This is a genomic window from Streptomyces sp. NPDC048565 (assembly GCF_040650935.1).
Classification (GTDB): Bacteria; Actinomycetota; Actinomycetes; order Streptomycetales; family Streptomycetaceae; genus Streptomyces.
In genome coordinates this window covers 180,030-205,706 of the sequence record NZ_JBEZIH010000002.1, presented here as the reverse complement: position 1 = coordinate 205,706, position 25,677 = coordinate 180,030, and the positions used below count along the sequence as shown (strand labels likewise).

Annotated in this window: 18 protein-coding genes and 1 tRNA gene; 6 read left to right on the top strand and 13 right to left on the bottom strand. The window is 66.9% G+C overall.

What is annotated here, in order from left to right; all coding sequences use genetic code 11:
* Positions 1-2: 2 nt before the first annotated feature.
* The 7 genes from AB0C75_RS03045 to AB0C75_RS03015 form a co-directional block, all read right to left on the bottom strand.
* Positions 3-3,119, bottom strand: a complete 3,117-nt coding sequence (locus AB0C75_RS03045) for a DEAD/DEAH box helicase family protein (protein WP_362886477.1) — start codon at positions 3,117-3,119, stop codon at positions 3-5.
* Positions 3,116-4,357 carry a restriction endonuclease subunit S gene (locus tag AB0C75_RS03040; RefSeq protein ID WP_362886475.1) on the bottom strand — a complete coding sequence of 414 codons (1,242 nt, stop codon included), beginning with the start codon at positions 4,355-4,357 and terminating at the stop codon, positions 3,116-3,118. The genes AB0C75_RS03045 and AB0C75_RS03040 overlap by 4 nt, the downstream gene beginning before the upstream one ends.
* Complete coding sequence (locus AB0C75_RS03035; RefSeq protein WP_362886473.1) at positions 4,350-6,311, bottom strand: class I SAM-dependent DNA methyltransferase; 1,962 nt, start codon at positions 6,309-6,311, stop codon at positions 4,350-4,352. The genes AB0C75_RS03040 and AB0C75_RS03035 overlap by 8 nt, the downstream gene beginning before the upstream one ends.
* Before the next feature lie 1,227 nt (positions 6,312-7,538).
* Complete coding sequence (locus AB0C75_RS03030; RefSeq protein ID WP_359955443.1) at positions 7,539-7,814, bottom strand: hypothetical protein; 276 nt, start codon at positions 7,812-7,814, stop codon at positions 7,539-7,541.
* Positions 7,811-8,554, bottom strand: a complete 744-nt coding sequence (locus AB0C75_RS03025; RefSeq protein ID WP_362886471.1) for a GntR family transcriptional regulator — start codon at positions 8,552-8,554, stop codon at positions 7,811-7,813. The genes AB0C75_RS03030 and AB0C75_RS03025 overlap by 4 nt, the downstream gene beginning before the upstream one ends.
* Positions 8,551-8,775, bottom strand: coding sequence for a hypothetical protein (locus tag AB0C75_RS03020; RefSeq protein ID WP_362886469.1), 225 nt, complete (start codon positions 8,773-8,775; stop codon positions 8,551-8,553). Before AB0C75_RS03020 ends, AB0C75_RS03025 begins: the two co-directional genes overlap by 4 nt.
* 526 nt (positions 8,776-9,301) lie before the next feature.
* On the bottom strand, positions 9,302-9,580 hold the full coding sequence (locus AB0C75_RS03015; protein WP_362886467.1) for a hypothetical protein: 279 nt from the start codon (positions 9,578-9,580) through the stop codon (positions 9,302-9,304).
* Positions 9,581-9,658: 78 nt separating this feature from the next.
* Here AB0C75_RS03015 and AB0C75_RS03010 point away from each other — a divergent pair, with 78 nt between their 5' ends.
* Positions 9,659-10,414 (top strand): GntR family transcriptional regulator, encoded by a 756-nt coding sequence (locus AB0C75_RS03010; RefSeq protein ID WP_362886465.1) that lies wholly within the window; start codon positions 9,659-9,661, stop codon positions 10,412-10,414.
* A gap of 162 nt (positions 10,415-10,576) precedes the next feature.
* Here AB0C75_RS03010 and AB0C75_RS03005 read toward each other — a convergent pair.
* Positions 10,577-10,663 (bottom strand) — tRNA-Ser (locus AB0C75_RS03005).
* A 172-nt stretch (positions 10,664-10,835) separates the two neighbouring features.
* Positions 10,836-11,414: a hypothetical protein gene (locus AB0C75_RS03000; protein ID WP_362886463.1), complete on the bottom strand. Its 579-nt coding sequence runs from the start codon at positions 11,412-11,414 to the stop codon at positions 10,836-10,838.
* 229 nt (positions 11,415-11,643) lie between these two features.
* On the opposite strand from AB0C75_RS03000, the gene AB0C75_RS02995 reads away from it, so the two are divergent.
* Entirely contained in the window at positions 11,644-12,579 is a 936-nt protein-coding gene (locus AB0C75_RS02995) for an FkbM family methyltransferase (protein WP_362886461.1), read from the top strand.
* Positions 12,580-12,812: 233 nt separating this feature from the next.
* Here the strand turns inward: AB0C75_RS02995 and AB0C75_RS02990 are convergent, their stop codons facing one another.
* On the bottom strand, positions 12,813-13,577 hold the full coding sequence (locus AB0C75_RS02990; protein WP_362886459.1) for a glycosyltransferase: 765 nt from the start codon (positions 13,575-13,577) through the stop codon (positions 12,813-12,815).
* 5 nt (positions 13,578-13,582) lie between these two features.
* Positions 13,583-14,371: a GntR family transcriptional regulator gene (locus tag AB0C75_RS02985; protein WP_362886457.1), complete on the bottom strand. Its 789-nt coding sequence runs from the start codon at positions 14,369-14,371 to the stop codon at positions 13,583-13,585.
* A gap of 174 nt (positions 14,372-14,545) precedes the next feature.
* On the opposite strand from AB0C75_RS02985, the gene AB0C75_RS02980 reads away from it, so the two are divergent.
* Positions 14,546-16,099, top strand: coding sequence for a serine/threonine-protein kinase (locus AB0C75_RS02980; RefSeq protein WP_362886455.1), 1,554 nt, complete (start codon positions 14,546-14,548; stop codon positions 16,097-16,099).
* A gap of 190 nt (positions 16,100-16,289) precedes the next feature.
* Here the strand turns inward: AB0C75_RS02980 and AB0C75_RS02975 are convergent, their stop codons facing one another.
* Both AB0C75_RS02975 and AB0C75_RS02970 read right to left on the bottom strand, forming a co-directional pair.
* The gene (locus AB0C75_RS02975; RefSeq protein ID WP_362886453.1) at positions 16,290-20,279 is read right to left on the bottom strand and encodes a hypothetical protein; all 3,990 of its coding nucleotides are present in this window, start codon (positions 20,277-20,279) and stop codon (positions 16,290-16,292) included.
* 561 nt (positions 20,280-20,840) lie between these two features.
* Positions 20,841-22,331 carry a trypsin-like peptidase domain-containing protein gene (locus AB0C75_RS02970; protein ID WP_362886451.1) on the bottom strand — a complete coding sequence of 497 codons (1,491 nt, stop codon included), beginning with the start codon at positions 22,329-22,331 and terminating at the stop codon, positions 20,841-20,843.
* Positions 22,332-22,528: 197 nt separating this feature from the next.
* Here AB0C75_RS02970 and AB0C75_RS02965 point away from each other — a divergent pair, with 197 nt between their 5' ends.
* The 3 genes from AB0C75_RS02965 to AB0C75_RS02955 all read left to right on the top strand — a co-directional run bounded on the left by AB0C75_RS02965 (position 22,529) and on the right by AB0C75_RS02955 (position 25,225).
* A complete protein-coding gene (locus AB0C75_RS02965; RefSeq protein WP_362886449.1) occupies positions 22,529-23,356 on the top strand; it encodes a glycerophosphodiester phosphodiesterase in 828 nt (275 codons plus the stop codon).
* A gap of 140 nt (positions 23,357-23,496) precedes the next feature.
* Positions 23,497-24,087, top strand: coding sequence for an ATP-binding protein (locus AB0C75_RS02960; protein WP_362886447.1), 591 nt, complete (start codon positions 23,497-23,499; stop codon positions 24,085-24,087).
* Positions 24,088-24,259: 172 nt separating this feature from the next.
* Positions 24,260-25,225: a DUF5926 family protein gene (locus AB0C75_RS02955; RefSeq protein ID WP_362886445.1), complete on the top strand. Its 966-nt coding sequence runs from the start codon at positions 24,260-24,262 to the stop codon at positions 25,223-25,225.
* Positions 25,226-25,677 lie beyond the last annotated feature (452 nt).

Genomic DNA, 25,677 nt, shown 5'->3' with positions numbered 1-25,677 from the left:
CCTCAGACTGTCTCACCGTCATTGACCTTGCCATGGTGCTCCGCGTGCATCATCTCAGCACTGATTGAGATGAGCTTGTCCATGACGTCGGCATCAGCCAACGCCTTCTTGATCTCACCGGCGTCTTGAAAGGCCTGGAACGCGGCATACTCGGCAGCGTCCGAGAATTTCGCCGACGCATCAAGTTGCTCGACGGTGTTGCTCTTGGCCATCGCCACTGCCTCCTCGTCCGCATCGAGGTAGCCCCAGTACGCAGTGATGAACCCGGCTACGCTCGCCGGATTCGCGTCGACGCCTCGCGCGCTAAAGAGTTCGTTGACCTTGCTTATCGCCTCCTCGAGCGGCCCACGGGGCTTCGCCCCCTCACTGTGGTCATGCGTACCGAAGGTCGGCAGATCGAGAGTCTGACTCTCGCCACCCGGCGACAGTGCGTAGTTCTCATTCACCTTGTCCGGTACGAGCTTCACGCCGCCGAGCTGGACGACCTCCATATAGCTGTCGTCGTAGGTCTCGGGTGTGAGGTGGAGATGACGCGCCAGCAGCGTCATGAGCACCGCGCGCAGCCTCAGGTCCTCGTCCTGGTAGTCGACGATCTGCGAGAGGAACTGCCAGGCGTTGCGGTAGCTGATGACGTCGGACCGGAACTGCTTGAGCTCCTCGTAGCGCTCCTTGTCATGCGTGAACTTCGCCTTCTGCAGCTCGCGCGTCCACGCATGCTTGATTGGGCTGAGCGCAGCCTGGATCGCCTCGCCGCCTTGCTGGTTGAGGTACGCCTCGGAGACAGCACGCAGCTGCGCCTCGGTGTAAAGCCCAGACGCATCGAGGCGCTCGGCGAGTTCGATGAGTGCGTTCGCGTCCACCTCGTCGGCGACATGGGCATCCGTGTAGTACCGCTCGAAGTCGCGCTGGACGCTCTCAGGGCTGTTGACGAAGTCCACAACCATCGGGGCCGACTTGCCCGGGTAGATCCGGTTCAGGCGCGAGAGCGTCTGAACCGTCGCGATGTCAGTGAGTACCTTGTCAACGTACATGGCCATGAGCCGCGGTTCGTCGAAGCCCGTCTGGAACTTGTTCGCGACGATGAGGACCTTGTACTCGTCCTCCTCACGGAAGGCTGTGGCGACGTCACTCACGCCGTTCATCGAGACCTCGGTGACGTCCTTTCCAGCATCGTTCTCCACTGTGCCGGAGAAAGCCACAAGCGTTTTGAACTCTTGGTCGTACCCGCGGGCGGCGATGTAGGCGTTCATCTTCTCCGACCACAGCACGGCATCCTTGCGTCCTGACGTCACGACCATCGCACGAGCCTGCCCATCGAGCAGCCCGGCAACGTTCCGGCGGAAGTGCTCGACCACGACCTGGACCTTCTGCGCGATCGCCGTCGGGTGCAGCTGCGCGAAGCGGACGATGCCCTTGACCGCCCGGCGGGTCTCCACCTCAGTCTCGTCGTCCTCGTCGAGTGCACTCTTGACCCGAAGGAACATGTCGTACGTCGAGTAGTTCGTGAGAACGTCGAGAATGAAGCCCTCTTCGACGGCCTGGGCCATCGTGTAATTGTCGAAGGCCTGCCACCGGTCCTCGCCATCGACCTTGGTCCCGAACAGCCGTAGTGTCTTCGCCTTCGGGGTGGCGGTGAGCGCAACGAAGGTGATGTTTGCGCTCTTTGCGATCGCCGAGTCCGTCGCGGCCAACAGGTCGTCGGCGCTGATCTCCTCATCGTCATCGAGTTCGACGTCGACGAGGAGGCTCTTGAGCGCACGCGCAGAGCTGCCAGTCTGCGAGGAGTGCGCCTCATCGGCCACGATCGCCCAGCGTCGGCCTCGCAGCTGGTCAGTGCCCTCAATAAGCTTCATTACGTGCGGGAAGGTCTGCAGCGTGCACGTGATGATGTGCCCGCCCTCGATGAGGGCATCCTTTACCTGCGCCGACTTCGCACCGGAGACCGCGCCGATGTTCACCACGAGGCCGGCGCTCGACTGCACCAGCTTCATGTCCTCACGCACGTTCTCGTCGAGCACGGTCCGGTCGGTGACGACGATGACCGAGTCGAACGTAGAGGTCGCGTCAGCACCCATGTGCCGGATGAGCCGGTGCGAGAGCCAGGAGATCGTCTTCGTCTTACCCGAGCCGGCCGAGTGCCACACGAGGTACCGGCCACCCGGCCCTTGCGTCTCGATGTCGGTGACGATGCGCTCGACAGCACGCAGTTGGTGAAAGCGGGGGAAAACGAGCCGCCCGCTCTTCTTCTTCGAGCGGCCGGGCTCGTAGAGCGCGAAGTCCTTGACAATGCGCATGAACATCGGCCGCGCGAGGATTGCCCGCCACAGGTAGTCCGTCGCCGAACCCGTCGGTGAGGATGGGTTGCCCTCGTGGCCGTCGTCGCCCTGGTTGAACGGGAGAAACACCGTGTCAGCACCGGCGAGCTTCGTCGTCATGAACACGTGGTCGTTCGACACCGCGAAATGGACGAGGGCGCGCCCGGGAGCGAGCAGCGCTCGCGTCGGCCCCGGCACCCGATCGGCCTTGTACTGCGTGATGGCGTCGTTCACGGTCTGCGTGTTGTCGGTCTTCAACTCGAGAGTCACGATCGGCAGGCCGTTGGCCGTTAGCACGACGTCGATCGTCTCTGTGGTCTTCGTGTCAAAGCGCACCTGACGCAGCACGCGCAGCTTCACCGCGTCCGCCTGGTCGACGACGCTCGTGAGCTGTGGGTTTGCCGGCGGGAAAGCCATGAGAGGCCCGAACTTCGCCGTCGGCTGCCCAACCTGCGCGTAGCTGAAGCCCTTACGCAGAACGCCAAGCAGGCCGCCCATCGGGTGGCCGCTGATCGAGTCCATCTTCGTGGGCTTGCCGAGCTCCTTGAGGACGTGGTCGAGCAGCTTTTTCTGCGCGAGCTCGAGGGCGCCGTTCACGAGGTCCGACGGTACGGCCTTCTCGTACTCGTCCGGATACTGTGTGGCGAGCCAGTCGAGCACGTCGCCAGGAATGATCGCACGTGCGACGTCCCAGCCCGCGGCGCTTGTTTTGCCCGCGTCCTTATAGATCCAACCGCGCTTACCGAGTGCCTTGCAGATGTTCTCTTCGAACTCGCGCTCCAGCAACTGATGATCAGCACTCATGAGACGTCCTTCCGCCCCGTGACGACATCGGTGATGAGCACAGCACGGCGCTTGAGGAGGAGGTTCTTGAGATCCGTGATCTTCGCGAGCATCTGGTCAATGCGACCGGTGACCTCATCGAGGTGGTCAGCGATGCGCTTCTGCTCGTCGAGAGAGGGCACCGGCACCGGTGTCGCGTCTAGAACGGTTTTGGTCACGCGCTTCGCGTTCGGACGAACGCCAGTGCTGATCGCCGCGAAATAGTCGACGTACCGCGAACTGCGGAAGAGATAGTGCACATACCGCGGATCAAACCGATCAGAGATCCAGAACGACTTGTAGTCCGGGCTGATATAGCCGGTCAAGGACGACACTCCGAGGCCTCCGTGGTTGAGCCACATCATGTTTGCCGCCAGCTGACCGGGCCGCACGACTCGGTATTTCGACACATCCGACGAAGCCTGCTGCCCGTCGCTACGGGTGTTGAGCTCGACGCCTCGGTACTCCGAGATCGACAGCAGGGGGCCAGGCGGGTTGTCGCCATTCCGCTCGGTACTCTCGGTGAAGTCGTAGCCGAACCTCGTGTGATCCCAGTGCTCGGGCGTACCGACCAACGGAGAGCTTGCGTCGACCAAACGACGTCGGTTTCCAGCGTCAAGCCCGAAGACTGATCGCGTCGAAACCTCGGCGAGACGAAACCGCAATGTCCCCGTCAGTTCGTCGAGCTTCGCGATCATCGCGTCGATCTCGCCTGCCTCGCGGTCGAGGTAGTCAGCGATGCGCTTCTGCTCGTCGAGGTTGTAGCCAGGCACAGGAAGGCTAGCGATCGTTCGCGTCAGCAGCGAGTACCGCGTCACCCCGAACGAGTTGTTCAGCCAGTACCCCTTGGCGTAGTTCGACTCGAGGAGCCAGTAGATGAACCGTGGATCAGCCTGCACGGGATCAGGTCGAAGTAGCGACAAGTGATAGGCACACACCATGTCCGAATCGGACTTGGTGACGAGCGCGGGAACGCCGATGTCATCCGGTGATTCCGAGTCCTTGGTGATGATCAGATCACCAGGAAGGACGCCGAAGCGACTGATGTGGTCATCAGGCGCGGTCGCGGCCATGAGCTCGAGCTCAGGCGTGATCCACTGGTTGTAGTAGACGTCCGTGTAGTTCACAAGCCGGATGGCCTGCTCGCCATCCTTCGTCTTCTTGTCGACGTTCGATGTACGGATATCGGCGTATCGCCACAGCGGCGCTGTCTTACGCATCCTTGTGCACCGCCTCGAACATCACGGCCAGCTCACGCATGAGGCGTGCGACGTCGGTATCGATGTCCTCGAGCGCCCGTGGCTCCTCCGGGACGTAGAAGATCCGGGTGAACGGGATCTCGTTGCCCTCCTTGGCCTTGCCTTCGTCCCAGGTCGCGCCCTCGGCAAATGGCAGCACCTTATGCCTCATGTGCTCATCAAGATCCTCGCTCATCGGCACGCGCTCAGTGATCTTCCATCCATCGAGCAGTACCGGCTGGCCCTTGCGGTCGACGGCCAGCGGCGCACTGTCGTCCTGCACACCCATCGCAGCGCACACGGCGTCGATCAACCCGACTGGAGCCTTGAGGGCCTGGGCCTTGCACATGCTCTTGAACGCGTCCGGCAGATCGTTCCACGGTGAGCCGTCGAGCTTCTCCATGATCTCGCCGTACCCCTCGGCAAAGAACTTGTGCTCGGAGACCAGGTCGAGCGCCTCCTGCGAGAACCGCGTGGCGAGCCGCGCCTGCTTGTACACCGGCACGTCGCGGAACATGAATTCCTCCTTGACCATGACGCGCGAGATCGCCGGGTCCGCGTCCTCGAAGGCCTTGTATGCCTCGTGCACGGCCCGGCGCTTCTTCTCAGTCATCTCGCGGCGCTTGAAGCCCATCGGCTTGCGCAACTCCCACAGAGCCGATGCGTCGATGAGCTGGATTTTGCCCCGGCGGCCACGTTCCTTGTTCGTGTCGAGAAGCCACACGTACGTCGCGATACCGGTGCCGTAGAACATGTCATTTGGAAGCTGGATGATCGCGTCGATGAGGTCCGCGTCGAAAAGCCATTGCCGGATCGAGGTCGGGCCGTTGTCACTGTTGAACAGCGGCGAGGCGTTCGAGACCACCGCGGCCCGGCCGCCGTTACCGGCTTTGCCGGCGGGGGCGAGCTTCGACGCGCAGTGTGCGAGGAAGAGCATTTGGCCGTCGCTCTTGCCCGGCAAACCGTGAGAGAAGCGCGAGCCCTCCACATTCGACTGCTTGATGACCGATTCCTGCTGCACCTCCCAGTCGGTGCCGAATGGGGGGTTCGAGAGCACGTAGTCGAACTGCCGGTCCTCGTACTTGTCCTCAAGAAGCGTGTCCCCCTTGCGGATCGCGTCGGGCAGTCCGCCCTGGATGAGGAGGTCCGCCTTGCCCAGCGCGTAGGAACTGTCCATCATTTCCTGGCCGAAGAGGTTGACCTCGATGTCAGGGTTGAGCGCCGCGAGGTGCTCCTGCGCGACGAGTAGCATGCCACCCGAGCCCGCAGTTGGGTCATAGATCGAGCGCGTCGTGCTGCGGCCCGCCAGTGATTCCTCATCGGAGGCGAAGAGCAGATCGACCATAAGGTGAATGGCGTCACGAGGCGTGTAGAAGCCACCGGCGGCCTTCCCCTTCTTGTCGAAAGCGCGGTACATGACGTTCTCGAAGAGGTCACCCATGGCGGTGTTCGGCATCGCCGCTGCCGACAGATCCAGCCCCGCGAAGTGCCGGACGACCTGATGAAGCCGGTTCGCGTCGGCGAGCTTCTTCACCAAGCGCGGGAACTCGAACGAGGTCCAGACATCGGCAATGTTGTTTGAGAACCCAGCGACGTAGGCAAGCAGCGACTTGTCGACGTTGTCGTCGGTCGATGCGATGGTCGCCATGCTCAGCGGCGAGGTGTTGTAGAAAGTGAGCCCGAACCGTCGCTTCACCTCGGCGTCGATGAACCGCACTGGCGTGTCATTGTCAACGAGCGTCTTGACCACGCTGATGAGCTCAGTTTTCGTATTGGCCAGCAAGCACTCCAGGCGGCGCAGCACCGTGAACGGCAGGATGTAGTCGCCGTACTCTGTCTCCTCGACGACGTTACGCAGGAACTTGTCCGCGGTGTCCCAGACGACGTTCGCGGTCGTCGCCACGCGTTGAACCTGCGCCGGAGTGGTGTTGGTCATGAAACCTCTTCAGTCATCGAGTTTTGAGCTTGTATCAGATAGTTTACGAGAGGCAGGGCCCGCCATGCATCACCCTCGGCCTTCAGGCTGGCGGGAACGGCGACTCCTGAGACAGGCCGGCGCGGTCTGTTCGCTGCAGTCGAGTCCCTGCATGCCTGGGAGCAGCGCGACCATCAGCTCTGGGCTGTGCGGGCGAAGGTCACGGCGTCCGGTACCGCTTCACCGGGGAGCGCCCGGCCGACTGGGTGCCCACCGACGAGGGCTGCGAACTGCTAGTGATCCGCAGCGTTGCTCATGGTGGCAGAGGCCCAGAGCGCATCGCCCGCTCCGCTAGGCGCTGAGAAATCGTGGACCATCCGTGGACGGGCTTCGCCCCAGCAATCGTGCGCGAGCCTCCGAGCTGCTGCATTTACTGAGAACCAAGAGCCCTCCGGAGCCGTGTGTCTCTAGCATTACTGCCCGGACCTTAACGAAGTCGGACGTCTGTAGCAGTGCGTCGAGAACTGCTGTACCGAGTTCCGCTGAAAGCGCCAACTCCGGGGGCGACGTGAGGTGCACCTGCCTCATCCGCTGTCGTAGTACTGGGGTCGAGCAGAGAGCTGGGGACAGAGGTGCGCGGAAGGGAACTGCCTTACCCGGATGGGTTTGGCCAAGAGGACGCGGCTTGGTGGATGCAGGAGTGCTATGCCGATGAGGGCATCAACCGCTCCAGCGAGCCTGCGGTGCTGGTCCGTGCTAGCGCTCCAGGAAGCCGGGAAGTGTTTCACGGCGACGAGCAGTGTGGACTCATCGTGGGCGAAGGACGCCAGTTGAGCGATGCCAGTTGGATGCTACTGGGCGACGCACAGGAGGTGGGGTATCGGCCTTGCGGACGCTGCGGTTCGCCCGAGAGGTAGGCGAGCGCGACCGAAGCAGACGTGGACGCTGGGGTCGTCGGACATCTCATTGGTGAGTGTCTAACTGCGTGACAACGTCGGCGAACTTCAGCGCACAACCCTGGACGCCTGCGGACCATCAGCCCAGGTAAAGAGCACCTCGGCCCACGGCAGTGCCCCCACCCAGGTTGCTTCGGGACGAAGCAGTCCTCAGGCCGTCCAAGGTTGACGAAAATCAGCCGGCAAGCCAGAAGCCCATGGCGTCTGATCTGGTCAGAGCCATGGGCTTCCATTGCCGTGCTGGTCGGGGGACCGTAGATCAACAGGTGGGCTCACGAGGATTGCGCGTTGCTCAGAGGTGGCCGCGGCTCGTTGCGACGCGGTAGACGTCCCGCAGAGCCCCGGTCAGCTCTTTGACCAGACACCGCATGTCGTCGAGTGACGTCCCCTGGCTGTCGAGAGCCTCTGAGGCTTCTGCCAACAGTTCGCTCGCCGTACCGAGTTGGATCGCTTCGATGCTGTCCGCGAGGCGGGACATGTAGCCGTCCGGGTCGTCCGTGCTCAGGTAGCAAGGCTTGTCCCCCGGGCCCGACCACGGGAGGAGTCGAAGTTCGTTCGGTGTTGTCATCCTTGGGTTGGCCTCTCGTTGAGCATGTGGTGGGCGGTGAAGACGGCGTCGACTCGGTCTCCTGGAAAGGCCAGGAGTGCGGCTTCAACGACGCGGTCGGTGGTGTCGGTGGCGATGCGCGTGATCGCGAGCACGGCCATGTTGTTTCCGATGCGGAGGGCCGACGCTTCGTCTGGGGTGGGGGAGCGGGCGGAGACCGTCTCTCGAATGATGGCCGGCGACGGGCCGAGGACGGCGAATCGCGTGGCTGCCTCCCGGCATACGGAGTCGTCGTCGAGGGCTCCGGCCGGGGCCAGGTCGCGCGGGATGTAGATGCGGGCCAGCCCGTGCGGTGACCCGTGTTCGAGGCTGAGGCAGGTGTACTCCGCGAGGGGGCTGCCCGTTGGCACCTTCAGCAACGTCGTCAGCTGCACGGAGGCCGGAACCGTGGTGCTGCGAACCGTGATGCGCAACGTTGGCTCAGCCGCGGTCCAGGGGTCCAGCGTGCCCCAGCCGCCGACGTACATGATCTTGCGGCGCGGGTGACGGACGTAGTTCCCCTTGCCGTGGATCTTCTCGACGAGTCCTTCGCCCTGGAGCACGGCGAGAGCGCGTCGCAGGGTCACCGTGCTGACCCTGTACCGGGCGGCCAGGCCGGCTTCGGACGGGAGGCGTTCGCCAGGCTTGATGCTGCCCGTTGTGATCTGGTGGCGTAGGTCGTCGGCGATGTCGTGATGGCGTCGGTGCACGGAGCGGGTCACCGCCTTCTCAGCAGTCGCAGGGCGGTGAGCCGGGTGCGGGCGTGTATGGCCAGCAGTTCGCCCGACTCGAAGACCAGTTGCTTGGCCCCCTGAGGAAGCTGGTAGAGGTCTCTCACTCGGCAGGCCTGACCGCCGAGTTGGATGATGTCGCCCTGTTGCACGGTGACCGCAGCGACTTCGACGGGGTAAACCAGTGCCCCGCCGGGGTCCGGGGCCCTCATGCCATTACCTTCACGGGCACGGACGGGTCCGCGGTCGAGTGGCACGGGCAGACGCACACCTCGTAGATCACCGGTACGTCGTCCGTCGCCGCAGGCGGGGTCGGCTCGATGCAGGAGTGGTGTGTGCCAATCCAGCAGGCGATCGAGCGGTAGGGGACGGAAGCCGTGCCCGTCGGGTGCGGTTCTCGGCGAGGAGGCATCAGTGGGCCCCCGCGAGGGCCGACCATGCGTCGGCCGGCAGGTGCGGGGCGACGAACACTGAGCGCGTCCGTGCACGCTGCTCTTCCCAGGCCAGCAGGTACGGACGGACAAGCGCGACGTCCTCTCCCCTCAGCGGGTATCGGTGGACTGTGCCAGCCGGAGTCCGTCCCAGGGCGACGGTCGAAGCGTCAGCGGGCGCGGGGCAGGTGAGAGGGACCAGCGGCCGGGAGGGCGTTAAGAGGCGGCGGTGGCGGCCGTTAGGGAAGCACCGCACTCTGGTGCGCGAGATGGCGTGGCGGATACGGTTGAGCATGCTGTTCAGCTCCTATCGCTGATAGCCCGGTCCCCCGACGTCGCCTGTCGTGGGGACCGTTTTACGTACGCCCGCCCATAAAGTGCGGCCGTTCAAGCTGGTGGCCACGAGCCCGAATCGATCGGCATCGGCCACCGCGTCCAGGACCTCCCGCCATGAGTCGGCGGTGAGCGTGTCCGGTACTTCTGCCTCGACCGTCGTGAACCGGGTGTGCTCCTCCACGCGCGGGCGGAGGCCAGCGGCAGACAAGCGGGCGGCGATAGCCGCCGCGGTCACTTCCGAAGCGGACACAGCACACCCTCCATTGCCAGCGATCACTTTCAGTGAAGCTAGTTAACTAGATTAGAGCTAGTGGACTAGATTTTCCATATGTCTGAGCAACCGCCGTACCTCCGCATCGCCGACGAACTCCGGCAGCGCATCGCGGAGCACGTCTGGGAACCGGGTGACCGCCTCCCGTCCCGCGCCCAGATCGGCCAGGAGTTCGGCGTGGGCGAGAACGTGGTGCGCAGGGCACAGGAGTTGCTGATCTCCCAAGGCGTGTTGGAAGGCCGGGCCGGATCGGGGACCTACGTCGCCGAGCCCCGGGAGCGCGTGAGAGTCGTTCGGTCGTCGGCACGCGAGCAGCCCAGTGGATCCCCGTTCCGCCAGGACATGAAGGCCCTTCGTCTACAGAGCGACTGGGAGAGCCGGACCGACGCGAAGGTGCCGGCCCCGGCGGAGATCGCGACGCGGCTCGGGATCGCCGAAGGCGAGCCGTGCGTCCGGACGACGTACGAGTTCCTGGCGGACGGGAAGCCAGTCCAGCTGTCGACGAGTTGGGAGCCATACGCCATCACCGGCGGAACCCTCGTCGTTCTCCCCGAGGGAGGGCCCCACGCGGGGGCCGGGGTCGTGAACCGCATGGCCGAGATCGGAGTCACCATCAGCCACGCGGTGGAGCAGCCCGAACCCAGGCACGCGACCGCCGAGGAAGCATCACTGCTCGGCATCCAGAAAGCCGCGCTCGTGACGCACATCCGGCGGACGTACTACAGCGACGACGGCCGTCCCGTGGAGACAGCGGACATCGTGGTGCCCGCAGCGCACTGCGAGATCGTCTACGAGATCCCGATCAACCGCTGACGAGCGGCCCCGGCAGCTCCAAAGCCGTGGTCCAGCCGTGCCCCCCGCGTGCCCCTTCCGTGCCCGACAGAGCGGGAAACCAGGGGTAACAGCGGTGTACGGCAGGGAGTAGACATGGCAGAGGCCCCCGACCATACGTACTGGTCGGGGGCCTCTCGCCTGCGGTGGGTGTGGGATTTGAACCCACGGTCACATCGCTGCGACGACGGTTTTCAAGACCGTTCCCTTAGGCCGCTCGGGCAACCCACCCTCGCCCCGCCTACCTGCTGCGGAGCGCCTACAGCGTACCGGTTCGCCGAACCTGCTGGGCGCTCCCGGCCGGAGGATGGCCACGGGCCTGCCCGCCGGCCACAGATTCGGCTCCGCCAGCGGCACACAGACCGTGCGAGTCTCTCACTTCCCCGCACCGCGCCACACAGCCTCAGGCGCCTGAGGTGCCCGCCGTGTCGCCATCCCTACGCGATGACGGGAGCACCAGGTCTCGCTGGCGATGCTTCTCGCCCTTGACGCTGGCCTGCACGCCGAGGTCTATCCGGGCGGCCTCGTGGAACTCGTTGATCTGACGGAAAGCTGCTCGGTGCCGCGTTCGCCACTCGTCCAAGGTGCCGCCGGTCCGGCCGTCAGCCTGCCAGTCGATCGCGAGCGCCTCGGCGTTCAGCTCGTGCCCCGCCTCCACGACGGAGTCGCCGCCCAGGAGCATGACCCGCTCGAAGGCTCGCCCTCGAAGGCGGGCGGCTTCCCTCAGCTCCTCGTGCAGGTCGCTCTCGGGCTTGCCGCTCGGACGGAGGCCTTCCCTGTGCTCGTAGAGCTGCACGGCCAGGAAGATGCCGGCCCTGACCCGGTCGACGTAGCCCTCGTAGGCGTCGATCTTCCTGTCGTCCCACCGCGTGAGCAGCGCGTACTTGTTGCGGCTCCGTTCCATGATGAAGGTGGTCAGGTGCGTGGTCAGCGCGCCTAACAGAACGGCCGCGATCGTGACGAGCTGCTCGCCGGGTCCCAACTCGTCCTCCTGGTACGACTCTTGAGAATGACTGGGTGATCGTACGAGGTGAGGCAGCCGGCCGGAGTGGCTCCACCAGAAATTGGGTCGCAAATCTGCCGCCGTGAACGCCTGCTCCGGCAGCTGAACCATTCTTCGCCCTGAGATCGGGGGACGGACGGTAGTGGACCATGGAGGCAACTGGCCCCGGGCGCTACGGTCCTCGGGCGCACTGCGGAGAGGCGAGGCGATGGCGAATCCCCTGGTAGAGGCGCTGATCACCTTGGGGCGCGGCTACGTGCGCCGTGCCCCTGGCTCGGTCGGTACGGCTTCGATCGCTGCCCGCTGCCTGAACCCGCTACTCCGAGACAACCCCCGCCGGCGCGTGGTCGACACCGTTTACGGGGCGAAGTTCGCCGTCGATACGCAGGACCTCATCCAGCGCTACATCTACATGTTCGGCGTGTGGGAGCCCAACATGTCCCGCTGGCTGCGGCGGAGGCTTCGTCACGGCGACACGTTCGTCGATGTCGGTGCCAATGTCGGGTACTTCAGCATGCTCGCCGCACAACTCGTCGGCGAGGAAGGCCGGGTGGTGGCCATCGAGGCGTCGTCCGTCTTCCATCGACGGCTCTTGCAGCAGGTCCGACTGAACGGAGGCGGAAACGGAAACGGAAATGTCCGCGCCGTGAATCTCGCCGTCGATGACGAGCGTAAGACTCTGACCTTCGTACTGGCCAGCTCAGCGAACATGGGGGCGAACAGCATCGTCCCGTACAGCGGGCCCGCGGAGTCGACGTTCGAGATCGAGGCCGTCCCTCTGGCCGAGGCACTCGAACCGTCGGAGATCGCCCGTGCTCGCGTGATCAAGATCGACGTGGAGGGCGCCGAGGGCGGTGTCGTCCGGGGGCTGGCTCCGTTGCTCGACAGGCTGCGGCCGGATGCGGAAATCACAGTGGAGGTCACTCCGTCCCGCATGGCCCAACTCGGGGATTCCGTCGAAGAGCTGCTGGCGACCATGAGCCGGCACGGCTTCCACACCTATCGCCTGGCCAATGACTACTCACCGGGCAGTTATCCGAAGATGCTGCGTGACGAGTCGGTCGTGCCGGTTCGTTGGCGAGGACCCGTGGTCGAGGAGAGCGACCTGATCTTTTCTCGCGTCGATGCGGAGACCCTCCCCTGACATGGCGCGGGCCCGGCTCTCCGTCGGGAGGCGGGCCGCGGGCGGCGTCGGGGGAGGCGCCGCTGTCCCCCGGGCGGTCGTGGGCCGTGTGGCGATGCATCGGCGTACGTCGCCTCACGCTGCCGCGATGGGGGCCCTTATCCGTTCCGGCCTCGACCTGCCCACGGATGCGTGGCACCGGAACGGAGCTCAGGGACTGACATCACGGCGCCTGTCGCATGCTGCGAGATCGTCTACGAGATGTCCGTGGTCGGGTAACCCCACCCCAGGTGGCCAAGCTCACGGGCCCGCGCCTCGACGACCGCCATGCGTGCGTCGCGTTCGCCCACCGCGGTGTGCTCGGCCTGGCTGGTGGCCTGGCCTGGCCACTTCCGGTACAGGAGCCCCACCTCGGGCGAGAACCATCCGCGGCTGGTCGCGTTCAACGCCAGGAGCAGGCCCGTGTCCTCCGATGCCGGCAGGGCCATCCAGCCACCGAGCGCCAGGAGCAGACCGCGGCGGGCGAACAGGGTCGCGGGATGCACCTGCGCCCGGAACCCGTTCGCCTTCCAGAAGTCGAGTACGGCTCCTCGCTCGATCGCGCCGGCCTCCGGGTCACCCGGGAACCCTGCCGTCGAGCCGTCGGGCAGCAGGTCCAGTACGCGCGAGGTGGCCCACCCGATGCCGGGGTCGGCTTCGAGTGCGGCCAGGTCCCGCGCCAGCGCACCGGCGGGCAGCTGGTCATCCGCGTCAAGGATCTTGATGTACTCGCCGTCCGCATGCGCGAGCGCCATCGTCCGGGCGACGCCAGGGCCACCCGATCGCCCCTGCCGGAAGGTGATGCGCTGGTCGTCGGGGACGTGAGGGGCGACCTCTTCGGTCCGCCCGTCCTCCTGGATGAGCCAGTGCCATTCCCATCCGTCCGGGAGCTCCTGCTCGCAGAGGGACTTGTAGGCGTCGGCCAGGAACGGCGCGGACGGAGGATGCACAGCGGTGACGATGATGATGCGCCGGCGCACGGCACTCACCACCTTTCCAGAGGAGTGGTGAAGAGCATTTCCGTGCGGTCGCCGGGCAGCGTGACGTCGGACATCTCCACGACGCGGCCGTTGGTGTCGAACGATGTCTTCTTGAGGACCAGGACGGATGTTCCCGGAGGGAGCTCCAGCTCCTCCGCCTCTTCCGGCGTGGGAGGCCGAGCCGTCACGTGCTCCTCCATGCGGTCGAGCTCGATGCCGACCGTGAAGAGCTGGTTCTGCGTGCCGCCTGGCCAGGGCTCGTTGCCGTCGTCCAGGAGGTCCGGGTTCCCAGCGATCAAGTCCCGGACGATGTACGAGGTCACAAGGCTGAACGGTGCCGTCTCGACGGTGTACCGCGTCCGATACTCCCGCTCCAGGATGGTCGTACCTTCAGCGACATCGAAGATCCCCGACAGGCGTTCGTCCGCCTTGATCTCGCGGTAGGACGCTCGGAAGTCGAGATCGTTCATCTGAAGCCCGGTGTCCTGCTCCGTCGTGCCGGTCTTCAGCCGCACAGGCTTCGGCTCGCGCGCCCGGTCCTTCTCCCACTGGTGGCGGACGTCGGAGCGCGACACGGTGGTGCGGGACTGCCGGACGAAGTTGCCGCGGCCGTGCTGCTTCTCGATCAACCCTTCGTCCCGGAGCAGGCGAAGTGCGTCTCTGATCGTCGGGACACTCCGCCTGTACTGCTCGGCCAGCTTCGACTCCGCCGGCAGACGGTCTCCGGGACTCAGTTCACCCGCACGAATGGATTGCCTGAGCTCGTCCGCGATCCGCTCGTATGCGACTGCCATGTGGTGCTCACCGTCCTGTCGAACCAACGGCCTCACCCTACGACTCCTCAAGAGGTCTTGATGAGCTCGGGACAGGCAAGGCTGCTCACAGCGTTCGGGTTTACGACCGGTGGTCACGGGACAGCTCGCATACTCGACGTGCGATCAGGTCGTCGCCATCACGGGGGTGCACGCATGACCGATCGGTTCAAACCACTCACCGACGACGACCCGAGGAGCGTGGGCGGATACGACTTGCGCGCGCGACTCGGGGCCGGCGGCATGGGGCGTGTCTATCTGGCCTTCACCCCGGGCGGGAGGGCCCTCGCCCTCAAAGTGGTGCGCCCCGACTATGCCGAGGACGACGAGTTCCGGCGCCGCTTCCGTAAGGAGATCGACGCGGCGCAGCGCGTCCAGGGCCTCTACACCGCGCCCGTAGTGGACGCCGACAGCGAGGCGGCGTTGCCCTGGCTGGCCACGGCATATGTGCCCGGACCCTCCCTGCACCAAGCCGTCGTCGAGCACGGCCCGCTCCCGCTGACCACGGTGTTCCGCCTCCTTGCGGGCGTCGCTGAAGGACTCACCGCGATTCACGCCTGCAATCTGATCCACCGCGACCTCAAGCCTGCCAACATCCTGCTGGCTGAGGACGGTCCGCGCGTAATCGACTTCGGTATCGCGCACGCTGCCGACGCCACCGCCCTCACCAGTACGCATGTGCGCGTCGGCACACCCGCGTTCATGGCTCCCGAGCAGATCCGCGGCCATTCCGCGAGCTCTGCCACGGATGTGTTCGCCCTCGGTAACCTCGCGGTGTTCGCCGCGACGGGACGGACCGCTTTCGGCGAGGGAAATCCGGAGGCCATGTTCTTCCGGATCATCAATGAGCCGCCGGAACTGAGCAGTTGTGACGCCGAGTTACGCACTCTCGTCGAGCGGTGCCTCGCCAAGGGGCCGGTGGAGCGGCCGTCCGTCTCCGAGGTCATGGAGTACGCGCGTCGTCAGCTCCAGGGCGAGCCGGCGGGCCTCGCCGGACTTTGGCTGCCTCACTCCGTGACGAAATCCCTTGCCGGATACGGGACAGCCAGTTACACCGAAGTGGAACCCCGTGAGGCGAAGGGGGAAGAGGAAGAGGACACCCCCCACAAGTCCACCGGCGAGAAGGCGCCCACCGGCGACACGGCGCCCCCTCCGGAAAAGGACGATTCCGCACTCGGCAGGCTCGGCTGTCTGGTCGTCATCCTCATCGTGGCCGCGGTCGTGCTCATCGGACCGCAAAAGGTGATCGACTGGGTCAAGTCCGACGGCACACCGTCCGGATCGCCAGGCCACTCGGCTCCCAGCTACACACCGCCTACGGACTCTGCTGCCGACGCCGAGGCCGACACGGGGTCCACGGAGGAGGACACGGAGCCCGCCGAGGAGGACACGACCGACCCTGGCTGCGAACAGGCAAACCAGGCGATCTCCTCGAACAATGACACCTTCGACGAAGCCTCGTCCGCCTCATTGAGTTCACTTGCTTCGAACCTCGACTCCGCCGCGGACACGGCGGAGGACTCTGAGGTGACCTCCACGATCCGTGCCCTCGCCAACGACACCAGGTCCATGAGCGACAGTGCGGCAGGAGCAAACTCCGCTGCCGAGCGCGGGGATTCCACACAGCTCGAAAGCTACCAAGACGCCTTCAGCGACGCGTCGGACCAGTGGGACACAGACATCGAAACCTACAAGTCCCTGTGTCTGTAAGGGGCTCCACCGACTGCCACCGGGGCGCAAGGCATGAATGCGCCCGACCGCTGGAGACGGGGGATGCACCAGCGGTCGGGCTGCCGTCAACAGTAGCAAGACCGTTCGTCCGGCGAGAGAACTACCCCGCGAGCGCGCTGAGTTGTGATCTGGGTCACGCATGCGGTCGGCGTCGCCCCTGGTCTCTCCGTCACTGATCGCACGGGGGCTTGTACGAGAGGCGAGGAAGGTACTCGTGCCATTTTTCCGGCGTCAGGACACCACGGGTGCCCGAGCAAATGCGGCTGATCGCCTTGTCGACGTTCAGGTTCCACAGCCGGACCGTATCGGCACCACTCGACACCCCCAGCATCTGGCTGCTTCGGTTGAACGACAGGAAATTTCCGGTCCTGGCATTCGGGCTCATCGATTGGCCGACAGGAGTCGCTCTGGACGGGTGCGTGACGTTCCAGATCCGGACCGTGTCGTCGTTGCCGCCGCTCGCCAGGGTGCGACCGTTCCCGCTGAACGTCAGCGACACGACCGCTTGGGTGTGACCCGTGAGGACGGAGCCCAGCCGGGCTCCGTCGAGAGGTTCGGTGACGTTCCAGAGCCTGACCGTGCCGTCGTCGCTGCCGCTGGCCAATGTGCGGCCGTCCGGACTGTAGGCGACCACGTTGACGGGCCCCAGATGCCCACGAAGAGGTGCTCCGAGCGGAACGGCGTGGTGTGAGTCGCTCACGTCCCAGAGCCGGACGGTGGCGTCGGCGCTGCCACTGGCGAGAGTGCGCCCATCGGGGCTGAAGACAAGGCTGTTGATGTAACCCTTGGGGCCTGTGAGCGGCGCACCGACCGGGCGCGGACCGGACGGGTCGACAACGTCCCACAGCTGTATGGTGCGGTCGTCGAGGGCGGTTGCCAGAGTGCGCCCGTCCGGACTGAACGCCAGCGCGTCGGGGCCCGTGAATCGCGTCTCCAGCATGACGGGTGACCCGTAGGCGACAGGCTGGGTCGGGTCCGCGACATTCCACAAGTGCACCGCGCGGTTTCCGGTCAGCACCGCAAGCGTGTGCCCGTCGGGGGAGAACGCCAGCGAACGCACGTCGCCATCGCCGGGCATGAACGGTTTGCTCACCAACTCGGGACGGGTGGGAGACGCCACGGTCCACAGCCGGACCTTGCCGTCCCGCGCGGCCGTGGCGAGCACTCGTCCGTCAGGGCGGAACGCTCCGATGCGGCCGGTCATGTCCGCCGTCGGTATCGACCACAGGCGGACCTTGTTGTCGCCGCTCCCGGTGGCAAGAGTTCGGCCATCAGGACTGAAGCCGACGGCGTACATCTCGCCGCTGCTGCCCGTGAGACGCTCGCCCACCTGTGAGGGGTATGCCGGATTGATGACGTTCCACAGACTCGCCGTACTGTCCGCACTGCCGACCGCGAGCATGCTTCCGTCGGGGCTGAAGGCCACTGACCATATGGGGCCGGTGTGACCGGTGAGGGGCTCGCCGAGAGTGGTGGCATGGCGTGTGTCGGTCACGTTCCACAGCCGGACGGCATGGTCCGCGCCGCCGGTGGCGAGGGTACGGCCGTCGGGGCTGAAGGCCACCGAGTGCACGGTGCCCTTGTGGCCGGTCAGCGCCGAGCCGATCGATTCCGGATGACGCGGATCATTCACGTTCCACAGCCTGATCGTGCCGTCGTCGCCGCCGGCTGCCAGCGTCCGCCCGTCAGGGCTGAAGGCCACGGAGCGCACGGCGGCCGTGTGGCCGGTCAGGGTCTCGATCGCTTTCGGCCGTCCCGGGTCGTCCACATCCCAGAGCCGCACGGTGTGATCTTCATGCGCGGAGACCAGGGTGTGCCCGTCAGGGCTGAACGCGAGGAGGTAGGCCGTGCCGCCACGCCCGGCCATCGGTGAACCGAGCGGCTTCGGGCGGCTGGGATCCCGTACGTTCCACAGCCGAATCGTGCCGTCGTCCGAAGTGCTGGCGAGGGTGTTGCCGTCCGGGCTGAACACCGCGCTGCTCACCCAGCTCTCATGGCCCTTGAGGGGCTTGCCCAGTTGTTCGGGACGAGTCGGGTCCGTCACGTCCCACAGCCGAACGGTCCGGTCGTAGCTGGCGGTGGCCAGAGTCCGTCCGTCGGGGCTGAACGAGGTGAGGTAGACGGCACCGGAGTGACCGACAAGCGGCGTGGCCAGCGGCGCGTTCACTATGGAGATCAGCCGATTGTTCGTGCCCTCGTCGTCCGGCCGCAGACGGTGTGCCACCATGCTGAGCTGGGCCGACAGTGACGGATCCGACTCCTGGACGCGATCGGCTTCGGCGACCACCTGCTCGAACACGGCGTCGTCCCGCTCCTGCCACGCCAGCACCGCCGAACTGGCAGCCAGGATCGCCAGAACGACCAGAGCCGACACCGCACCACGGCTGATCCAGAGTGTGCGCCTGCGCAGCCTGGCCGAAGCAGCCAGGAAGTCCACCGCGCTCCGGGTCAGAAATCCCTCACCGCCGGATCGCTCCCAGCTGCCGGCCTGTTCAAGACGGGAACCCCGGTAGAGCAGTGACGTGTCGCGGTTCGCGCTCTCCCAGGCGCGACCGTCCTCCTCCACCTGCTGGCGCAGCAGATTGCCGTTCCGGTCCTCGTCTATCCAGTCACGCAGGCGCGGCCAGGCGTGGAGCAGTGCCTCATGGGTGATCTCCACGTTCTCCGCGTCGAGCGTCACCAATCGGGCGTGCACCAGCGCCTCGATCGACTCCTCCGTCTTGTCGGGGTCCGTCGACTCTTCTGCCAGCTGGCGCCGTGTCTCCCGCCTACGGGTCGCCTGGGTGTCTTCGCTCAAGCGGACCAGCCTGAGAAGGAGCAGCCTCGCGGCCGTGCGTGCTGCGGGCCCGAGGCCGGACCAGGCCCGCTCGGCGGTCGCCGCCACCGCTCCTTGGATTCCGCCCGCCGCGCCGTAACCGGCCAGCGTGAGTCTTCCCGCATTCCGTCGCTGCCACGTGGCGAGCAAGGCGTGGGAGAGAAGCGGCAGCACCCCCGCGTGCGTGCCACGGGGACTGTCAGCGCTCACATCCCGGACGATCAGCTCCGTCAGCCCCGGTTCGAGTGCCAGACCCACCGCCTTCGCCGGGCCTGTTACCGCTGCGCGCAATTCCGCGGTGGTCAGCGGCCCGAGCACCATGTGCCGGTGTTGCAGAGCGTCAGCCAGTTCGGGATAGCCCAGGCATTGCTCGTAGAAGTCGGCGCGTATGCCGAGGACCACGAGTGCGGGAGCCGAGTCATCCGCTTCGGCGGGCGTGCACGCGGCGTGGAGGAGATGGACGAAGGCGCGCCGGTCCTCCTCGTCGGAGCAGAGGGTGAACGTCTCCTCGAACTGATCCACGACGAGGACAGGCCGGGCATGGTGGGGGGAGGAATCACGGTGTGCCCACGCCGAGACGGCGTCCCTCGCCAGGCGCGCGAATCGGGGTGTACCGGGTTCCTCGGCGGCGGAGAGAACGCGGGCAAGCTCAGGTATTCGGCGAGTCAGCTCCGCGAGGGGATCGTTTCCCGGGAACAGCTGGAGCACCTGCCGCGCCTGGATGCCTTCGTCGCCCGGTTCGCCGTTCTGCAACGTGGGCACCAGGCCCGCGTTCAGGAGAGAGGACTTCCCTGCCCCCGAGGCGCCCACGAGCATGACCAGGCCGCCCGTGTCCTCCGCTGCCAGGAGCTGGGCGACGAGGGCCTCCTTGCTCCGCTCCCGGCCGAAGAACCACTGGGCGTCCTGCTGCCGGTACGGAGCCAGTCCTCGGTAGGGGCACACGCCACCTGGGACGGCCAGGGCTTCGGCCGGGGATCGTTCCTCCTCCACGGCTGCTGCGGGGCGATCGCCGGCCGGGTCCTCCACCGCGAGCTCCCACAGGCGCTGCCACTGGGCCAGGTCGTACAGGCCTGTGGACACCGGCACCGTTCGCGAGCGCCGCGCTTGGGGGACCAGGACCTGCAGGACCGCGGCGAGGGCGACGAACTGGGCAGGGACGTTCTTGGCCCTCCGCCAGTCGCTGATCCGCTGAGCGGATACCCGCACCGGGCGTCCTCGTTCGTCGACCCGCTGAAGCCGGACGACCGCCTCGGACACGCTCTTGAGGGGAGGGTTGCCGGCCTCCTTGTACAGCAGCGCAAGGCGTTCCGCCAACGCTGTACGTGCCCCTGAGTCGGACCTCAAGGTCCCTACTCCTTACTTCCCTGCGCCTGGACATCCGGACCGGAAAACTCAGCTTATCTGTCTGACCTGCGGATAATTGCAGACCGGAACCCCGGAACATCCTGGGCGAGAGTCATGGCTGAGAGGATCACGAGGCAGTAGCGCATCGACCGGACATCGCCCGGAAGGTGCCGCCACCCACTCGCAGAGACCCTCATGCTGCCGCATGTTCTCCGCTGAATTCCGCCGTAGCCACGAAACGGTGACGGGGGTCTCCGCAAGGGGCTCGAAAGACCGGGGAACCCGCCCCACCCGGGCTGCTGTCGCATCGACCGCGAGTCCGCCCTCTTCTGATGAGCGCCGAACACAGCGCGCGCCGGCTTCACACGCGTTGTTCGGTACCGGTCCCCACGAGGGGAGGGACTGGTATCGAACGACGCGTGTGAAGCCGGCGCGAGTCACATGCAGCTCTCTCAGCCGCCAGGACGCTGTGGCCCTGCCCGGGAGGTCCGGCCCGGAGCGGTCGCGGTTTTCAGAACCGTTCCCTCAGGCCGCTCGGGCAACCCACGACTGCCTGACCGGTCAGCTGTCGCCCTTGCGCTCGCCCAGGGTGAGTTCGGCCGTCGCCGTCCTGCCGTCCCGCTTGTAGGTGAGCGTGACCTTGTCGCCCGCCTTGTGGGTCCAGATCTCGCCGATCAGCGTGGGGCCGCTCTCGACCGCCGTGTCGTTGAACTTGGTGATCACGTCACCGCCCTTCAGGCCCGCCTCGGCCGCAGGGCCGTTCGGGGTGACGGCGGGGGTGCCGTCGGTGCCCTTGTCCGAGATGACGGCGCCGCCGGTCTTCTCCTCCATCGACACCGTCGCGCCGATCACCGGGTAGACGGGCTGCCCTGTCTTGATCAGCTGTTCGGCGACGTTCTTCGCCTGGTTGACCGGGATGGCGAAGCCGAGGCCGATGGATCCGGCCTGGGACTGGCCGGTGCCGCCGCTGGTGGACTGGATGGCCGAGTTGATGCCGATGACGGCGCCGCCCGCGTCCAGGAGCGGTCCACCCGAGTTGCCCGGGTTGATGGAGGCGTCGGTCTGCAGGGCGCTCATGTACGAGTTCGCACTGCTGGAACCGTCACCGGAGGCGACCGGGCGGTTCTTCGCGCTGATGATGCCCGTGGTGACCGTGTTGGAGAGGCCGAAGGGTGCGCCGATCGCGATGGTGGAATCGCCCACCGCGACCTTGTCGGAGTCCCCCAGGGACAGCGGGGTCAGTCCGTCCGGGGCGTTCTTCAGCTTCAGCACGGCCACGTCGTAGCCCTGGGCCCGGCCGACCACCTCGGCGTCGTACTTCTTGCCGTCCGAGAACGTCGCGGTCAGCTGGCCGCTGTCCGCCGCGGAGGCCACCACGTGGTTGTTCGTGAGGATGTGGCCCTCCTTGTCGTACACGAAGCCGGTGCCCGTACCGCCCTCGCCGCCGCCGGACTGGGCGTCGATGGTGACCACGCTGGGCAGCGCGCTCTGCGCGACGCCCGCGACCGTGCCCGCCTCTCGCTTGAAGTCCTTGGGGCTGTTGGAGGCGGCGACCGTGGTCGACCCGGAGGAGCCCGAGTCGTTGCTGTCGGCGGCCCAGTAGCCGAGAGCCCCGCCGACGCCGCCCGCGACCAGTGCGGCCACCGCCACGGCGGCGATCAGGCCGCCTGTGCGGCGTCCACGGGGGCGCTCGTGCTCCGAGTGCTCCGGGGCTCCCCAGGCCGGGGGGCTACCGCCGTCGGCGTACGAGGGGATGGCGGGAGGGGGCGGAGGCCAGCCGGCCGAGGCGGCCGGGGGCTGCTGCGGCGACGGCGGCGCGTACGGGTACCCCGGCTGCCCCGCGGCGGGCGGCTCGGCGCCTTCCTGGCGCGTCGCGGCCGGGATGTGCGCCGTCGGCGCGTCCCCGGAACCGGCGGCGGGCGTGGCCTCAGGTGCGGGCGGGCCGTCCTGCGGGGTGCCCTCAGGAGCGGCAGCCGGCACGGGAGGTGCGGACGGAACAGACGGTACGGACGGAACCGCGTTGTCCTCGTTGCCCTCGTTCTCGGTGCTCACAGCTCTTTACTCCTCGGTTCCACTCGGCATTCGGCAAGAGATCCGCTGTGCACGTGTCTGCGGTCAGCTTTTCCCACAGCACGTCAGGCCACTGTAAACAGGACCTGTGCATCCGCACACCAATCTTTACATCAGGCAAAACGGTCCTACACAACAAGGTGTCAGCCCCCGGCCCGTCTCGGTGACACGATGACGCGGTGACCCACGCACGCCTGCCATCGCAACAGCCTCCCATCCAGGTCGTCGCACACCGCGGCGCCTCGGACGACGCCCCCGAGCACACCCTGGCCGCGTATCTGAAGGCCATCGAGGACGGGGCGGACGCCCTGGAGTGCGATGTACGCCTCACGGCGGACGGACAGCTCGTCTGTGTGCACGACCGCAGGGTGAACCGCACGTCGAACGGCAGGGGCGCCGTATCCGCCCTGGAGCTGGCTGATCTCGCCACCCTCGACTTCGGTTCCTGGAAGGACCACGAGGAGTCCCCCGACTGGGACCCGGTGCCGGGCGAGCTGACGTCCGTACTCACCCTGGAACGGCTCCTCGAGCTGGCCCACGACGTCCGGGCGGGCGGCAGGCCCCTCCAGCTCGCCATCGAGACCAAACACCCCACACGCTGGGCCGGCCAGGTCGAGGAGCGGCTGCTCCACCTGCTCAAGCGGTTCGGCCTGGACACTCCGCCGGCCGACAGGCCTTCCCCGGTGCGCGTCATGAGCTTCTCCGCCCGCTCCCTGTACCGCGTCCGGGCGGCCGCGCCGACGCTGCCCACCGTCTTCCTGATGCAGTTCGTCACCCCGAGGCTGCGGGACGGCCGGCTCCCGGCGGGGGCCCGGATCGCCGGTCCCGGGATGCGGATCGTACGCAGCCATCCCGGGTACATCGAGCGGCTGCACCAGGCGGGGCACCGGGTGCACGTGTGGACCGTGAACGAGCCGGAGGACGTCGAGCTCTGCGCGCGCCTCGGAGTGGAGGCAATCATCACGAACCGACCGAAACAGGTCCTGTCGCAACTTGGCCGTTCATAACATCAGTCACAGGTAGTGCACCGGCGCGTTCACTCCGCAACCAATCGTTACGAGTGCATCACCGACAGGGCTTTGGCCGGTTTCCGGCGCAGTCCAGGGGGGCATCCAATCCGTGGCGTGGGGCAAAGGAGGTCTCGGGGGTGGCGTTTGTGGTGGCACAGGAAGTGCCCGCGTCGTCGAGCATGGCCGTACCCCATGGCCCTGCCGGCGTGGGCCAGGCACGGCACCGTATGCGCGAGCAGCTGCGCAGCAACGGGGTCTCGGACACCGTGGTCGACGATGCCGTACTGATTCTTTCCGAGCTTCTCAGCAACGCCTGCCGGCACGGCAGGCCGCTGGGGCAGCACCCGGAGACGGGGGACGGCGACATCCGCGCCGCATGGCGCGTGGACAGAAGGGGTGACCTGACCGTCGAGGTCACGGACGGCGGCGGGCCGACCAGGCCGGTCCCGGCCACACCGTCGGTCACCGCGCGTGGCGGGCGCGGGCTCAACATCATCAGCGCCCTCGCCCAGGCGTGGGGCGTGCGGGACGACGCGGTCGGCGAGGTCACCGTCTGGGCCCTGGTCTCCGCGGGCCACGGCCGCAGCGGCTTCGCGACGGCGGGTCCCGCGAGGTCCGCGCACCGCGAGCGGTCCGGGCTGAGCGGACTGAGCACCATGGGCGGCTTCGGCTCCCTCGACGGACTGGAGCTCGCCGACGCTCTCGACGCCTTCGACGACGCGGGCTGAGAGCGGGCCGAGGGTGAGCGGAGAGCGGGTCGAGGCCGAGCCGGGAGCCGTACGGAGCGCGGCGCGGCGAGCAGGCCGCAGGGGGGCGCCACGACACGTGTCCCCCGGCGATGACGGGGACGGCTAGGCTCGCGCCCGAGACCGCACTGTCGCAATCGGGAGAACGCCCACCATGGCCAAGAAGCGCCCTCAGTCCAAGGCCGGGAAGCCGCAGCTCAAGGACGGTGAAATCCCGGTCGTAGGGGCCCGTGAGCCCTGCCCGTGCGGTTCGGGCCGCCGTTACAAGGCGTGTCACGGACGCGCCGCCGCCCATGCCGTGACCGAGCTGGTCCAGCGCCCCTTCGAGGGAATCTCCGGAGAGTGCGACTGGATCGCTCTGCGCGAGTTGGTCCCCGCCGCCACCGTCGAGCTGACGCTGAAGGGCGGGCTTCCCGAAGGCGTGCCGTCCGTGTCGCTCGCGACGGTGCTGCCGATGGCCTGGCCGGCGCTGCGCCGCGACGACGGCTCCGTCCTGCTCGCCCTGCAGAACGACACCTCGTCCGGCGACCTCAGCCGGGACCTCGCCGACACCCTGCAGCGCGCACTGGAGGCCGAGCCCGGCGCGCCGGTCGCCGCCCGCCGGGTGCCCGCCGACGGCCCCCGCCTGCAGGACGTCCTCGACCCCGACGCCGCGTTCGAGCCGGTCGTGCATTCCGGGTTCGAATTCTGGGTCCCGGACGCTTCGAACGCCACGGCGGAGGTGTCCGCATCCCTGGAGCGGGCCAACGAGGCGGCCATCCCCACGACCCGGCTCTCCGGCGTGGACGCGGCCTACTGGTGCGAGACGCCGGAGAAGAACCACCTGCGCTGGGTCATGCCGCACCCCGAGGAGCAGCTCCTCGACGCACTCGCCCGGCTGCACGCGGCGGGCACGTCATCGCTCGGCGAAGACACCCGCCTGGTGGGCTCGTTCCGCGCCCATGGGCTCATGGTCCCGGTCTGGGACCTGCCGAGCACCATGGGGGCCGAGGAGTGCGAGAAGCCCGCCGCAGGCTTCGCCGAGCGGCTCGCCGAGGCACTCGCGTCGGACGCCCCGCTGACGGCCGACGAGCGCCGGGCACGCGGTGGGCTCACCAATCGCCAAGTGACGCTCAGCTGACAGTGACGAAACCCGCGACGCGGCGGTGACACCCGTCACAACTCCCCACGTCTGTCGGTAAATCGCTGTCCGAATAGGCGAGATCGAATTTGCTAACGGCAGATCTCTTGTTACGGTTCTGGAAGTCCGGTCGCTGGTGCATCCCCCGTCGCCAGCGGCCGGACGTCCTCGTTTCCGGGCCCTGACGGCCGGGGCGCACGCCGGAGCGCTCAGCAGCTCCCAACCTGCGGCGCCCGTCCGGCCCCCACCTGCCTCCCGCCCTCGTGCAGCGGTCGCACCGCAGGCTCACGCCCCGTCAACTCCCGCTCGGAGAACCGGACCACCGCCGCGACGACGTGATGCGCGGCGCCGGGCACCGGCTCGACCGGGCGTTCGCTTTCGGACAGAAATCCCGGGGCACCTGCCGGACACCGGGAATGACCCCACCGCACCGGGAAACACACAGGAAGCAT

Coding starts and splice junctions, on each gene's coding strand:
- AB0C75_RS03040 (WP_362886475.1), bottom strand. CDS start 4,357: ATGCGTAAGACAGCGCCGCTGTGGCGATACGCCGATATCCGTACATCG.
- AB0C75_RS03035 (WP_362886473.1), bottom strand. CDS start 6,311: ATGACCAACACCACTCCGGCGCAGGTTCAACGCGTGGCGACGACCGCG.
- AB0C75_RS03010 (WP_362886465.1), top strand. CDS start 9,659: ATGTCTGAGCAACCGCCGTACCTCCGCATCGCCGACGAACTCCGGCAG.
- AB0C75_RS03020 (WP_362886469.1), bottom strand. CDS start 8,775: ATGAGGGCCCCGGACCCCGGCGGGGCACTGGTTTACCCCGTCGAAGTC.
- AB0C75_RS02980 (WP_362886455.1), top strand. CDS start 14,546: ATGACCGATCGGTTCAAACCACTCACCGACGACGACCCGAGGAGCGTG.
- AB0C75_RS02955 (WP_362886445.1), top strand. CDS start 24,260: ATGGCCAAGAAGCGCCCTCAGTCCAAGGCCGGGAAGCCGCAGCTCAAG.
- AB0C75_RS03045 (WP_362886477.1), bottom strand. CDS start 3,119: ATGAGTGCTGATCATCAGTTGCTGGAGCGCGAGTTCGAAGAGAACATC.
- AB0C75_RS02995 (WP_362886461.1), top strand. CDS start 11,644: ATGGCGAATCCCCTGGTAGAGGCGCTGATCACCTTGGGGCGCGGCTAC.
- AB0C75_RS02985 (WP_362886457.1), bottom strand. CDS start 14,371: ATGGCAGTCGCATACGAGCGGATCGCGGACGAGCTCAGGCAATCCATT.
- AB0C75_RS03030 (WP_359955443.1), bottom strand. CDS start 7,814: ATGACAACACCGAACGAACTTCGACTCCTCCCGTGGTCGGGCCCGGGG.